Here is a 14886-nt window from a genome sequence, read left to right as displayed (position 1 = left end):
TAACGTTTTAGTTAGTAAGATTGTTGAAAAGATGCTTTAATTTTTAGTTTTGGAGTGTTTTAATCTTTCTTTTTTAGTTCGAAACCAGATGGTAATGGTGTTTCTTTTTCTTCAGTTTTAGGTGCTGTTTGCTCTTTTTTATCGTCTGCTTCTTTTTTACTGAAAATTTTCCTAAGTAATTCACCAAACGTATCAAAATCAACAGAATATGCTATACCAAGACCTTGAGTATAACCAATCTCTTCACCAAAATTTCTAATGCTATTTTCTCTATTAAAAACTGTTGCTGTTAAAGTGCCTTCTTCATTTAATAAAAAATCTATTTGAACATCACCTGCAATTACAGAGTCTGATGCACCACCAACTGGTACTCCTACTTTACCATTAATTAATACACGATCTGTAATTTTAGTCTGTAAAGTAAAACCTACACGATCGTCTGTGTTATAATCTGGACGACGTTGTCCTGCTTCGTAATTTAAACCTATTTTAATTTTATTATCAGAATCTGTAAAAATACCATTAATAAGACCGTTTATACGTTCTGCAATAGTACCAGTAAAATTAATATCTTGTAATTGTCTGTTAAAGCCTCCTGTTGTTAGTAAATAAAGTGCTTGATTGTCTCTTACGTCTTTAGAGTCAAGTCTGTAATTTAACTCAGATTTTATGGTTGAACTTGCGTTAGGAAATTCGAATTCAAAAACAGGTTCTGGTCTTTCTAATTTACCAGATAAATTAATCATTAATTCAACAGGAATAGTTCTATTAATAGGATTATCTAATAATGGAGACGGATTTGTTCTTGTTTTGTAAATGGCTTGAATATCAAGTTCTGCATCTAAAGGGTTACCATTCCATTCTATTATACTTTCATAAGGTTTTACCGTGAATTTTTTTTCTATTATTCCACCATACAGGAAGTTGTATACACCTTCATGTACAATAAAATCCCCAAACATTTGAAATTTGTCGTTTGTATTAATGTTAAATAGCAAACTTCCATTTCCTCGTCCTCGAATGGTACTTCCAGACTCTCTATCCATTACGATTTCAATAATAGCATCGTCTGTTACGTTAAGATCGAAAAAGAGTTCTAAGCCAGAAATAATTTCGGTTTCAATTATTTTACCTTCAGATTTTGCGAGTTTTTCTTCTGGCGTTAACCAACGAATAAACGAATTATCACCAAAAGATTCTACATCGCTTAAAGGAATATAAAATTCTGTTCCTGGCTTTGTTTCTGCTTCAGCTGTAATTCTAAGTGCTTCTGTTGGTCCAAAAATATTAGCATTTCCTGCTATAAATCCTGTGCCATAATATAAAGACTCCTCTGCCATTTTGGTGTCAAGAACTAAAAGTCTATCTGTTTCAATACCTAAATTTAATCTCCAATTTCCAAAATTAACATGACTTACAATACCATCTAAAAGTGCTTTTGTTCCATATTTAACATCTGTTAAACTAATATCATTAAAATTAAAATTCTGATTATCTAATGTAACAGATGAGTTCTCTGCAAAGTCATAATCTACATTTAGATATGGTACTTTAAGACCTCCTTTATTTACTTTTAAAGCACCTTTAAAATCTGGTTGTTTTAAATCTCCAACAACTGCTATTTTTCCGGTAACTTCTCCTCTTATATTACTAAGTACTGGTTCTAATAATGGTGAAAGAATATTAATATTAAAATCGTTAAAACGTAAGTCTATAGCAATTGCTGCGTTTTTCTCTGAAACATCAATATCTCCAACAGCTTCAAAAGCGTTTTTATCGTCATTTTTAATTTTAGCTTTAACACTATAGTTAGTAAGTGATTGATTTCCTTTTATATTAGCATCAAAAGAACCAAAATAGGTGTTGTTTATTTCTAAATCGTCTATGGTAATAGAAGAACTTGGTAGATAACTTCCATTTTTTTGCAATAAATCTAACTTACCATTTACATTACCAACCAAACTTAAACTATCTATTCTTGGTGTTATTTTAGCTAGGTCTACATCCTTAAAGTTAAGTTTTATGTCTTTATAAGAAGAGTCTTTTACTATACCATTTAGCCTTATTTCTTCATTTTTATGACTCAAAACAAATTTTTCAATATTAAAATCGCTAAAACCGTTAGCAATCTCAATTTTATTGAACCTGTCTGATGCTTCATTAAGTTTCCAAAGATTATCTTTAAAGGTTACTTCGCTAGTTTTAAAACCAACTACAGAGTTTTTTCTCTCGTTAATAGTATGGTAAAAACTAAGACTATAATCGTCTGTATTGCCACTTCCTCCTTTAAATTCACTTTGCATATACAACGTGTCATTCAAGGTTACATTAATAAGGTTAAATTTTGAAATATTATAAAAATTAGTGTTTAAACTATCTATTTCAACATAGGTATTATATAATGGATTTTTATTATCTACTTGTACTTCTATCTTGTTTGCAAAATAATCTAACCATTCGATTTTTGGCGATTTAAAGGTTAAGTTAAATTCGTTTTCATCGGTTTCTACACGACCTCTAATAAAAGTGTTCGTTCCTAATTTTAAATCTGGAAAAAATACTTCTACAATTTTGTTATAAATTTTAAAATTAAAATTTATAAACTGATCTGTTTCTATAGTGTTTGGTGATTGATTTGTATAGATACTTTTAATAGAGTTTTCGAATAAATCTGGGACATCTTTAAATAAAAATTCACCTCGCATTGTACCTTCTACAATATCTGGTGAGTTTATGTTTATTATATGCTCTTTACCTTCAAAACTTGATGCTATACTGAAATCCTCAAAATAATAATCGCTTGTTTGATTTTTATAACTTGTTTTTTTAAAATTGATATTTCCATAGGTATCATCTACGTTAGTTCCTTTAATTTTCATTTCTACAAAACCTTTAAAAATAGATAAGGAATCTCTTTTGTAAAGGTTTATTTTGTTTAAATCTGCATATGCTACATTTGCTGAAAAATCGAACGTATTTATTGTTGTCGACAAATCTGCTAGACCATTAAATTCTAACTTCAAGTTTTTATCGTCTACAAGTAGATTTCCATTAAAAACACTTTGCTTATATAAACCGTTAACTTTAATGTTTTGGTAATTATAGTTATTATAATTTATTGCATAAACATCGCCTTTTATAGCGGAAGTTAAGTTTTCTTTTTTAAAACCAAATCCATCTACGTTTAAGTTTGAAGAAATCTCACCCAAATTTGGGTCTTCTAAAAAAGCACCAATATTAAATTGATCGAAAATTACATTGCCTTTATAGGTTGCAAGATCAATATCATCTACATCTGTTAAACTTAAATTAGATTTTACAAATCCTAATGAAGTATTAATTTTTAAATCTGCATTAATTTTTGAAGGTGTTATGTTTGTTGTTCCTTGTATGGTAAAGTCACCAAGCGTATCGAAAATAGAAGGAATTGATGCTCCTAGCACATTGGGTAGTAAGCGTTTTAAATCTTTGTAGTTAGAGGTTAAGTTTGAAAAAGTGCCAAACATGGCAAAATTATTCTCTTCGCTATTAAGAAGGTTTTTAAAAGTAATGTCACCATAAATTTTAGTGCGCGTACTGGTGTTTAATTTTAGATTTGAAAGTTTTAAATCGTTTAAAGTACCAGATACATCAGTATTAAAACGTGCACGTTGGTTTACACCAAACTCGTTGTAAAAAACATTTAACTCGTCTAAAGCTATATTTGCATCGTTAAAATGTGCTACTATTTGAACTTTATTTTCAAAATCTTTAAAATCTTCTCTGTTGTAATTAAAAGTAACATTTCCTTTTAGTGCTGAGTTTTTTGTTTTTAAATTTAAATTATTAAACACCATGTTTTCGAGTGTGTACTCAAAATTGGTAGACATGTTTTGTATAATTAGTCCTCGACTATCTAAAAAGGATAAGGTATTTATTCGTGCACTTACATCGCTTCCATTTATAAGAAAGTTAGTGGCATTAATATCTAATTTATCGAATTCTATAATTTTTGGTGTTTCTTTGTTCTCATCAATTAATCTAAACAAACCACTGTATATAGATACATCACTAGATGACAATAGAAAAGTACTTTTTTCTAAACTTGGATTCTCTTCATCAAATCTGGCTACAAAGTAATCAAGATTAGTATCTGTTTCTCCTTTGTAGGTTACAACATTAAAAATAAGATCTTCAATATCTATATCTCCAAAATTAAGTGTTCCATCAATAAGATTTCTAAAATTTATGACTGAAGTGTTAAGTTCTGATGCGCTAATTAGAGTATCTTTTTTAAAGTCTAAAATTAATATGTCTTTTAGCTCTACATCACCATTAAATTGAAGACCTACTTTTCCAATGGTAATATCAGTTTCATAGTCTTCATTAATAAAGTCAGTAGCAAACGTTCCTAATTTTGTTTGAATTGCAGGAATAGATAAAACCAGCACCAAAATGATGAAGAGTAGCAATAATATTGCTATTAGTTTTCCTGCTATTTTTAGAAATTTCTTAATGAGAAAATTAAGTTTAAAAAACTACCTTTGTTTATTGATTTATTTTCAAATCAAAATTAACAATTATAATGCCGAATATTCACATATGTCATCACAAAATATTTATATACTAGCTATTGAGTCTTCTTGCGACGATACTTCTGCTGCTATACTGTGCAACGACACTGTTTTAAGTAATATTGTTGCTAACCAAAAAATACATGAAGAATTTGGTGGAGTTGTACCAGAATTAGCCTCTCGTGCACACCAACAAAATATTGTACCTGTTGTGCATCAAGCACTAAAAAAAGCAAATATTAGAAAAGAGCAATTACATGCTATTGCCTTTACAAGAGGACCAGGATTAATGGGTTCGCTTTTAGTTGGTACTAGTTTTGCTAAATCTTTTGCTTATGGTTTAAATATTCCACTAATAGATGTAAACCATATGCAAGCTCATATACTTGCCCATTTTATTACAGAAGAAGGTTTTAAAAAGCCAACATTTCCGTTTTTAGGCATGACTATCTCTGGAGGTCATACTCAAATTGTAAAAGTTGAGAGCTACTTTAATATGGAAGTTATTGGCGAAACTATAGATGATGCTGTTGGTGAAGCTTACGATAAAAGCGGAAAAATTTTAGGATTAGGTTATCCTGCTGGACCAGAAATAGATAAACGTGCACAATTAGGAAACCCAAAAGCATTCCAGTTTACCAAGCCTAAAGTTGAAGGTTTAAATTTTAGTTTTTCTGGATTTAAAACTGCTGTTTTGTATTTTATACAAAAAGAAGTAAAAATGAACCCTAATTTTATAGCCGAAAATTTAAACGATATCTGTGCTTCTATTCAATATACCATTATTGGTATTTTAATAGATAAATTAAAAACAGCAACTAAAGAAACTGGAATAACACAAATAGCAATTGGTGGTGGTGTATCGGCAAATTCTGGAATTCGAAAAGCTTTAAAAGATGGAGAACATAAGTTTGGATGGACAACCTATGTTCCTAAATTTGAATACACCACAGATAATGCTGCAATGATTGGTATTGTTGGCTATTTAAAGTATTTAGAAAGCGATTTTTCGAAGAATAATGTTATGGCATCTTCTCGACTAAAAATATAATGACTAGTAAATATTTTATGTGCCCTAATTTAATTACGAAAGTATCGTGTTAAAAAAAACATTTGGTATAATCTTTATTATTGTTGCTTTAGCTATTTTATTGGGTATTATTTCTCAAATGCCAAAAAAAATCAATACTATTTTTTATAAAATAGACAACCTAGATGCTTTTGCTCTGGATTTTGTTCTAAATAATATTTTTTTGTTATTAATTGCAATTTTCTTAATCTGTTTATTATTTAATATTGGAATTAAGTGGATTAGAAGTTAGTAATAGCGTCTCTTTGAAAGGCACTAATTTCTTAATAAATATCAATGTTTTCTATTCTTTCTATTAGTGTTCTATTTATAATAAGTTAAATATGAGCTTTTTATAGTTAGACTTGAGTTGTTTTAAAAATTGTCTTGTTAAAATCCTTGTTAATAACCTTATCATCAATTACAATAAGCACGTTATTTTTTTGTTTTTTTGTATTTAAAATAAATATCTCTTCAAAATGAATAAGTTATTAGTCTTACTTTATCTCTGTGTATCCTGTGCTGCATTAGCGCAAACCAATGTTAAAAAAGAACTTAAGGCTATAGAAACACTAGAGCAAGCACAAGACTACATAGGCGAAAAGCAAACTAGAAAGAAAAAAATATTAGTTTTTAATACCGAAAAACACCAAACTTCACTGGCAAAAGAGCTTTTAGAAATGCCTGTAGGTTTCACAAAAACCGATAGGACGCAGTTTAAAAAAACACACTATAAAATTGTAAAAAAAGAAAACGAGCCGCATTACAGAATAAGCTATATCTTTTTTGATGGTAACAAAATGCCTGTTAGCGAAATTTACGAACTGCGCAAAACCATTATGGCAAAATACAATAGAGGTGTCGATTTTGGTGACCTTGCAAAAAAATACTCTATGGCAACTAATGCCAGAAAAGGAGGCGATTCTGGTTGGGTAAAAGATGGACAATTACCAATAGAAATTGAAGAAGAGGCCAACGATTTAAAACATGAACTAGACGCTATTTTCGATGTTGGTATAACAGACGACAATGGTTTTTACATTGTTAAAAAAACACACAGACTAAAAATTATTAAAGAAGTTTATGTCTTAAAAGTGCAAGAAACAATAGACTAATGCAATTATTTTATAATTCTGAAATTAACGAAAACACCTCACAATTTTCTTTCTCAAAAGAAGAAAGCAAACATATTATAAAAGTATTGCGTAAAAAAGTTGGAGACACTATGCACATTACTAATGGTAAAGGTTGGTTGTTTTCTGCCAAAATTAGTAGCGATAATATAAAAAACTGTGTTGCACAAGTTACAAATAAGGAATTTCAAGACCAACCAAAATACCATTTGCATTTGGCTGTGGCACCAACAAAAATGAATGATCGTTATGAGTGGTTTCTGGAGAAAGCAACAGAAATTGGTATTCAAGAAATTACACCAATAATTTGCGACCATAGTGAACGTAAAGTTATTAAGCCAGAGCGTTTCGAGAAGATTTTGCAATCTGCAATGAAACAGTCTTTAAGTTGTTATTTGCCTAAATTAAACCAAGCTATTGCATTTAATAACTTTATAACTCATGATTTTAAAAGCGATTTGTTTATTGCGCATTGCGAAGAAAACAATAGAACAGCTTTAAAACAAGCTTTAAAACTAAACCAAGACACCACGATTTTAATAGGTCCTGAAGGCGATTTTAGTAGTAAAGAAATAGCATTAGCATTAGAAAATAATTACATTCCTGTAACTTTAGGAAACACACGTTTACGTACAGAAACTGCTGCTATAGTAGCTTGCCACTCTGTTGCTTTTGTTAATGAGTAGTGTTGTTATTATTTTTTGGAGAATAGTATATTAAAAATTTATTTACTATTTAGTGGTAAGACGTGTGACAAAAATCAGACATATCATAAATTATTATACGATTTTATGGAACACAGAAATTTAAAAATGTTCCCTATATTGACGACAGAAAGGTTGACTCTCCGACAATTGTTGGACAGCTATGTTCAGGAAATATTTCTTCTCCGTTCTAACACTTTAATAAACAAATATCTTGACAGACAGCCCAGTAAAACACTGAAAGACGCATTGGGATTTATTGAGAATATAAAAAACAATAGCCTTACTTATTGGGCAATTACACGAAAAGAAAATGAAAAACTTGTAGGTACAATTTGTCTTTTTGATGTTTCAGAAGAACAAAAAAAGTGTGAAATTGGATATGAACTTTTAAGGGAATATCAAGGAAAAGGAATTATGACAGAGGCAGCGAATAAAATAATTAAATATTCAAATCAAACGCTTGGACTCAAAACAATTGATGCTTATACACACAAGGACAATGAAAGTTCAATCAATTTTATTAAAAAATTGAAATTTAAGAGAATGGATAGTGTTGATGAGACAAATTCAAAGTTGATTTTATTTCGACTAAATATTAGTAATAAAAACAAATGAGGATTATAAAAAAGTACGAACCGCTGACAATGTATATGAAAAATAGGAGAAACAGTAGTGAAATTAAGGCTTTTGGCTAGTATAAATTTGGGCTTAACCGAAAGTTAAGTGCTCCAAAATTACTTGCTTTTAATACACTAACCAATGATGTGCCATTTCATTGCGGAACGTAATCATAATTGAAAAAGAATGAAAAAAATATTATTTAAATTACCTGAATACTACTTAATAGTTTTAGCCATTTTAGCTGGATATTCACCACCATTTTAAATTAATCCTATTTTTATTGTAATTGCAGGAATCTTTACTCTCCAAATTATTTTTAAAAACAAGATTTCAGGAATATCATTAGGAATTCTTTTCTTTTTAATCAATTTGTATTTCCTTGGAGCTTTAATTTCGGAATTCAATGAATTCGCTGAATTTAATAATAAAACAGAGCAATTACTATTTGTAGGCTTGATTATTTGGATTGTGAATATGATATTATCATTAACTATGATTTATAAATATTCAACCAATAACTTTAAGAAAGGCTTACGGATAAGATTGGAAAAGCAAAGCATATAAATAGCAAGATAAATACCATTTGCATTGGTTTGTTTTATATTTTTGAAATATGATATTTAGCTTAAAAAAATCAAATACTTTTTTTCTAACACCAATTGCTTTAGCTATTTTTTGTATACAGTTTACTGTAGCTCAAGATTTAGCCATTTTAAAGTATAAAGGTGGAGGCGATTGGTATTCTAACCCAACTGCTTTACCTAACCTTATTAAATTTTGTAACGAAACTATTGCTACAAAAATGAACGAAAAGCCAGAAACAGTAGAAGTTGGCAGTACAGATATTTTTCAATATCCTTTGTTGCACATGACAGGTCATGGCAATGTGTTTTTTAGTGACGATGAAGCCCAGAATTTACGTAATTACTTAATTTCAGGAGGTTTTTTACATATTGATGATAACTATGGCATGAAACAATATGTAGTAAAAGAATTGAAAAAAGTGTTTCCAAATCAGGAGTTAAAAGAATTGCCTTCAAGCCACGAGATTTTTAAAACTGCATTTGCGTTCCCAAAAGGATTACCAAAAATTCATGAACACGATGGTAAAAGACCACAAGCTTTAGGCTTGTTTTATGAAAACAGATTAGTACTTGTGTTTACAGTAGAAAGCGATTTAGGCGATGGTTGGGAAGACCAAGAAGTACACAACGATCCAGAAGAAACAAGACTAAAAGCATTACAAATGGGCGCAAATATTGTTAAATATGCTTTTGAAAATTAGCAGTAATCAATTATCAATAATTGCTAATAACCGATAGTTGAAAAAATGCAACTCACCCACTACACCACTAACTTTAACAAAAAAAAATTCCCAATCACTTTAGTTTGCGAGAACGTAACTAATGCTCCAAATATTGGCAGTTTATTTCGGATTGCAGATGCCTTTGGAGTAGAAAAAATAATATTTTGTGGTGATAATATTACGTTAGGCAGAAAAATGACTAAAACGTCTCGTGCTACAGAAAAAGTAGTAAAACACGACGTTAATTGTAAAGTTTCAGATGTGGTTTCAGGCTTAAAAGCATTAGATTACCAATGTATTGCTTTAGAAATAACTGAAGATAGTGAGCCTATTCATACATTTAGATTTTCAGCTAAAAAACCAATAGCACTACTTATTGGTGATGAGAATTTTGGAGTTTCGGAGCACACATTAAAAGCTTGCGATCATACTATTCATATAAATATGTTTGGACAAAACAGTAGTATGAATGTTGTACAAGCCACAAATATTGCACTTTACGAAATAACTAAGCAAATTTTATAAATTGTTTATATATTTACTAAATGAACTCGAATACAATTTCTAATGGTATTTTAAAATCTCTAGGTATTATTCTTGGTATTTTTTTACTACTATTTTTCCTATATAAAATTCAATCTATTATCGTTTACATTTCTATTGCAGCAGTAATATCTTTAATAGGTAGGCCTATTGTGCTGTTTTTAAGACGTAGGTTAAAATTTAGAAACACAATCGCTGTAATTGTTACAATGGTAATTCTTATTGGTTTGTTGATAGGTTTAATTTTATTATTTATTCCCTTAATATTAGAGCAAGGTCAAAACTTATCGCTATTAAATATTAATGAATTACAAAGTAATGTTGAAGGCTTATACAAGGAGATTGTGGCGTATTTCGACCTTAAACACATTTATGTAGAACAATCTATAAAAGACTCAAATTTGTTAGGTATGATAGATTATTCTGTGATTCCTAATTTTTTAAACTCACTAATAAGTGGTTTTGGAAGCTTTAGTATAGGTTTGTTTTCGGTTTTGTTTATTTCATTTTTCTTTTTAAAAGACAGTAAATTATTTGAAAACGGAATCATGACTTTTATCCCAGATAATAATGAGTTACGTTTAAAGAAATCATCAGAAAAAATAAAGAACCTACTCTCTAGATACTTTGTTGGTTTAATTTTTCAAATCCTTATTTTATTTATTATCTATACCATCTTCTTACTTATTTCTGGAACAGAAAACGCTATAATTATTGCCTTTTTATGTGCCTTACTTAATTTAATACCTTACGTAGGACCAGTAATAAGTGGTGTATTAATAATAGTATTAAGTATGACTAGTAATCTTGGAGAAAATTTTAATGAGGTTATGTTGCCTGCTACAATTTGGGCTGTAGTTGGTTTTGTTATTGGGCAATTAATTGATAATTTTATAAGTCAGCCTAAAATATTTTCAACAGCAACAAAAGCACATCCATTAGAGATTTTCTTGGTTATTTTAATAGCTGGAGTTTTATTTGGAATTGTTGGTTTAATAGTAGCAGTTCCAGCTTACACTGCTATAAAAGTGATTTTAAAAGAGTTTTTATCTGAAAATAAAGTTGTTAAAAAACTCACTAAACACATTTAAGTATTAGTTTGAATAATACTATTTTAAATATTGAAAATCAAACTATTATAAAAAACTATTTAAATTTTAATAGTAGTGAGTTTTTATTAAAAGGCATCGCAACTGCTACAGCAAGTAGTATAGAGTTAATAGAACAAATTGAAGCTAAAAAACGTTGTGAAAAAAAATTACCTATTTGGTTTTCTACACATAATATATACTATCCAAACAAGCTAAATATAGAGCAAACATCTTCAGAAATTACTGCACAGTATAAAGCAGAATTAGTTTCTGGAGAAACATTAATCGATTTAACTGGAGGTTTTGGTGTAGATTGTTTTTACTTCTCAAAACGTATTAAACAAGTTTATCATTGTGAGATTAACGAAAATTTATCACAAATTGTAAGGCATAATTACCTACAACTAAAAGTAGAAAATATTAGCTGTATTCCAGAAAACGGAATAAAAATCTTACAACAAGAAAACAAACTTTACAATTGGATATATATTGATGCTTCCAGGCGCGACGATATTAAAGGAAAAGTATTCTTACTTAAAGATTGCCTACCTAGTGTTCCAGAGCACTTAGAATTGCTTTTTATGCATTCTAAAAATATAATGATAAAAACATCTCCTTTGCTAGATATAACATCTGGTATTTCAGAGTTAAAACATGTTAAAACTATACATTGTGTTGCAGTAGATAATGAAGTTAAAGAGTTGCTTTGGATTTTAGAGGCTGATTTTAAAGGTGAAATAGAAATAAAAACAATTAATATTTCCAAACAAACCAAACAGGTTTTTAATTTTAATTTAAAAGATGAATCAACAGCAAATGCTTTAATTGGTAATGCATTAGCCTATATCTACGAGCCAAACTCAGCTATTTTAAAATCTGGGGCTTTTAAAATACTTGCAAAAAAACTTAATCTCTTTAAATTACATAAGCATTCACATTTATACACCTCTAGTGAACTTATAGAGTTTCCTGGTCGTAGTTTAAAAATAGTTAACATAATAGAATACAATAAAAAAAAGTTTAAGCGAGAGTTTACAGCCGAAAAAGCCAATGTAACTACAAGAAATTTTCCTGAGACTGTTCAGCAAATCCGTAAAAAACTAAATTTAAAAGATGGCGGAAGTAATTATTTGTTTTTTACAACAAATTGTAATAATATAAAAATTGTAATCGTTTGTAAAAAAGTACTATAATCTCTTTTCTACTTATTTTCTGAATCTTTTTTGGAAAGTGCAATTATAGTCTTTAATCGCTCTTTTCTAGCTATTTTTTCTTGACGAAGTTTAATTTTCTTCTTATCCATGAGCTTAGAATGCTTTGCCTTATTTTTTGTATTTTTTGCACTACCCAATTTTGCCATAGAAAATTTATATTTTGAGACTATTAAAAACAAGAAATCCTTCTCAACTAAATGAAAAGGATTCTGTGAGCCCGACAGGATTCGAACCTGTGACCGCCTCCTTAGAAGGGAGGTGCTCTATCCAGCTGAGCTACGAGCCCGTAGCATTTAAAAAGTCGGGGTGGCAGGATTCGAACCTGCGGCCTCCACGTCCCAAACGTGGCGCGATAACCGGGCTACGCTACACCCCGAAAATAATTATCTAATAATTGCGGAGAGACAGGGACTCGAACCCTGGCGACAGTTACCCGTCGACAGATTAGCAATCTGCTCCATTACCACTCTGGCACCTCTCCAATTAATTATACAAGAACTTAGCAATAAATTGCGGATGCAAATGTAAGATAACATCCTATATAACACAACAATTTTAATTAATTTTTTCTAATAATTATTCTGGATATTCTATTCTTAAATGGTAAATATTTGCAAGCTTGCGTTTTAGCACTTTTTTTATGGCTTGAATTTCCTTAAAAGTTATGTTAGCATTTAGAAATTGACCATCATCCATTTGTTTATTTAATATGTTTTCTACAAATTTATCTATTTTTGTGGATGTTGGTTCTTTTAAACTTTTTGATGCAGCTTCGACACTATCACACATCATTAAAATTGCAGTTTCTTTACTAAATGGCTTTGGTCCTGGATAAGAGAAATCTGAAATGTTTATATCCTCATTTAAAGCTTTCTCTTTCATATAGAAATAATAAACACTACTGTCTCCATGATGCGTTCTAATAAAATCGATTACACGATCTGGTAAATTGTTTTTCTTTGCTATTTCTATTCCGTTTATAACATGATCAACTATTACTTTTGCGCTTTCTTTTGGTGATAACTCATCGTGAGGATTTAGTCCTGAAGATTGGTTTTCGGTGAAATAAGTTGGGTTTTTCATTTTACCAATATCATGATAGAGTGCTCCAACCCTAATTAACATAGCATTTGCACCAATTTCGTTGGCAGCAGCTTCAGCTAAATTAGCAACGTTAAGCGAATGATGAAAAGTTCCTGGCGCTTCATTAGACAATTGTTTTAAAAGCTTTGTGTTAGTGTCTGATAATTCTAATAACGACACGTCCGAAACTAATCCAAAGAGTTTTTCATATATATATATTAATGGTTGTACAAAAAGAGTAGCCAAACCACATAATACAAAAAGTCCAAAAGTGTCCCATTTTAAAGTATCAATACTCCCTTCATGTATTAAGAAAAAAGCAAAATATGCAATGATATAAATAAGTGTAATTTGTCCAACAGATATGAATAAATTTGCGCGTTTATATAGCTCTGAAACTGTTAATATAGTTACTATTCCTGCAATAATTTGTAAAAACATATATTCATAACTATTAGGAACAATAAAACCTAAAAGTAAAACTGTAATTACATGTGAAAATAGGCCTAAGCGTGCATCGAAAAACGCCTTTAAAACTAATGGTAATATTGCTATTGGCACAATATAAATGTATTTTGAATTGTAGTTAACAATTAGAGTTGTTAATAAAACCATTAAAAAAACATTAAAAAATATAAAGGTGACTTTAGTGTTGTTATTAAAGACATCTAATCTGTATTTTCTTAAAAAAAGTAATAGCATTAAAAGCGCTAAAGCTACTAGCAAAGTATAAGCGAATATTATTAAGTTGTAATTAGATTCGTTCCAAACTTGAGATTCATATTCTGATTCTAAAGACTTAAGTATTAAAAACTTATTTCCTTCTACTACTTCTCCCTTAGAAATAATTAGTGTTTCTTTTTCAATACTTCCTCTATTGTAAGAAATGGAGTTTAAACGCTCTTCAAGAGCTCTATCTGAAAGGGTTTTGTTAAATTCTAAATTAGGTTCAACAATATTAAAAAACAATATAGATAATGGCTTAGCATATTGTTCAAGATTCTGCTTTTTTAACTCTTCATCAATATTTGGTTTTACTTGAGATTGCTTGTAGATATTAGAAAAATCTGTTTTGCTAACTTCTACTCTATCTTTTAAAATAACAACGACTGATTTATTTTCATTTAATTCATCTTCATTTGTAATACCATATTCGTAAAGTTTTTGAAGAAGTGTTAAACCAAATTTTTTAATTTCATCTTTAGATGTATAAATAGAATCTGGAAATGAATTATTAAAATTTTTGTTGTAGGCTTTTAAAACATTTGATTTAATAGTAGTATCAATACTAAAATACTTAGTTGCGGTTTTTTCAATTTCTTCTTTTTCTAAAGCTAATTCTTCAGATGTTTTTTGAATAGCAAAGTCAAAAGGTGCGTATAAAGTTTCAGATTGCCAAGGTTTGCCTTTTTCAAAATCATATTTAAATTTTCCGCTTTTAGGAAACAAATAAACAATTAAAAAAGTTGTAACAATAAACAGAAGCACCTTGTAAACTAAAGCATGATTTTTATAAAATTTATTTACTAAGTCCTTCATTATTAAAGTTAGATTTATTCTTTAAGT

At 29.4% G+C, this 14886-nt stretch carries 11 protein-coding genes and 3 tRNA genes; 8 read left to right on the top strand and 6 right to left on the bottom strand.

What is annotated here, in order from left to right; translation table 11 throughout:
- Positions 1-59: 59 nt before the first annotated feature.
- Positions 60-4451 (bottom strand): translocation/assembly module TamB domain-containing protein, encoded by a 4392-nt coding sequence (locus tag P8H50_RS08270; protein ID WP_300207668.1) that lies wholly within the window; start codon positions 4449-4451, stop codon positions 60-62.
- 130 nt (positions 4452-4581) lie between these two features.
- On the opposite strand from P8H50_RS08270, the gene tsaD reads away from it, so the two are divergent.
- The 8 genes from tsaD to P8H50_RS08230 all read left to right on the top strand — a co-directional run bounded on the left by tsaD (position 4582) and on the right by P8H50_RS08230 (position 12216).
- A complete protein-coding gene (tsaD, locus tag P8H50_RS08265) occupies positions 4582-5604 on the top strand; it encodes a tRNA (adenosine(37)-N6)-threonylcarbamoyltransferase complex transferase subunit TsaD (RefSeq protein WP_300207667.1) in 1023 nt (340 codons plus the stop codon).
- Positions 5605-6101: 497 nt separating this feature from the next.
- Positions 6102-6737, top strand: coding sequence for a peptidylprolyl isomerase (locus P8H50_RS08260; protein WP_300207666.1), 636 nt, complete (start codon positions 6102-6104; stop codon positions 6735-6737).
- Positions 6737-7441, top strand: a complete 705-nt coding sequence (locus P8H50_RS08255) for a 16S rRNA (uracil(1498)-N(3))-methyltransferase (RefSeq protein ID WP_300207664.1) — start codon at positions 6737-6739, stop codon at positions 7439-7441. Before P8H50_RS08260 ends, P8H50_RS08255 begins: the two co-directional genes overlap by 1 nt.
- A 105-nt stretch (positions 7442-7546) precedes the next feature.
- On the top strand, positions 7547-8077 hold the full coding sequence (locus P8H50_RS08250; RefSeq protein WP_300207661.1) for a GNAT family N-acetyltransferase: 531 nt from the start codon (positions 7547-7549) through the stop codon (positions 8075-8077).
- 619 nt (positions 8078-8696) lie between these two features.
- Positions 8697-9368, top strand: coding sequence for a DUF4159 domain-containing protein (locus tag P8H50_RS08245; RefSeq protein WP_300207658.1), 672 nt, complete (start codon positions 8697-8699; stop codon positions 9366-9368).
- 45 nt (positions 9369-9413) lie between these two features.
- A complete protein-coding gene (locus P8H50_RS08240) occupies positions 9414-9914 on the top strand; it encodes a TrmH family RNA methyltransferase (RefSeq protein WP_300207655.1) in 501 nt (166 codons plus the stop codon).
- A 20-nt stretch (positions 9915-9934) separates the two neighbouring features.
- Positions 9935-11023: an AI-2E family transporter gene (locus tag P8H50_RS08235; RefSeq protein WP_300207651.1), complete on the top strand. Its 1089-nt coding sequence runs from the start codon at positions 9935-9937 to the stop codon at positions 11021-11023.
- An 8-nt stretch (positions 11024-11031) separates the two neighbouring features.
- Complete coding sequence (locus P8H50_RS08230) at positions 11032-12216, top strand: class I SAM-dependent methyltransferase (protein WP_300207648.1); 1185 nt, start codon at positions 11032-11034, stop codon at positions 12214-12216.
- An 8-nt stretch (positions 12217-12224) separates the two neighbouring features.
- On the opposite strand, the gene P8H50_RS08225 is transcribed toward P8H50_RS08230, so the two are convergent.
- From P8H50_RS08225 to P8H50_RS08205, 5 genes are all read right to left on the bottom strand, one after another.
- The gene (locus tag P8H50_RS08225) at positions 12225-12383 is read right to left on the bottom strand and encodes a hypothetical protein (protein WP_300207645.1); all 159 of its coding nucleotides are present in this window, start codon (positions 12381-12383) and stop codon (positions 12225-12227) included.
- A gap of 66 nt (positions 12384-12449) precedes the next feature.
- A tRNA-Arg gene (locus P8H50_RS08220) sits at positions 12450-12523 on the bottom strand.
- Positions 12524-12538: 15 nt separating this feature from the next.
- Positions 12539-12613: transfer RNA gene (locus P8H50_RS08215), tRNA-Pro, on the bottom strand.
- Positions 12614-12634: 21 nt separating this feature from the next.
- Positions 12635-12718, bottom strand: a tRNA-Ser gene (locus P8H50_RS08210).
- A 95-nt stretch (positions 12719-12813) separates the two neighbouring features.
- Positions 12814-14859 (bottom strand): HDIG domain-containing metalloprotein, encoded by a 2046-nt coding sequence (locus P8H50_RS08205; RefSeq protein ID WP_300207643.1) that lies wholly within the window; start codon positions 14857-14859, stop codon positions 12814-12816.
- Positions 14860-14886: the final 27 nt, after the last annotated feature.

The organism is Lacinutrix sp., assembly GCF_029238095.1.
In the GTDB taxonomy this organism is placed as follows: Bacteria; Bacteroidota; Bacteroidia; order Flavobacteriales; family Flavobacteriaceae; genus Lacinutrix.
This window is presented reverse-complemented; position numbering and strand designations above follow the sequence as displayed.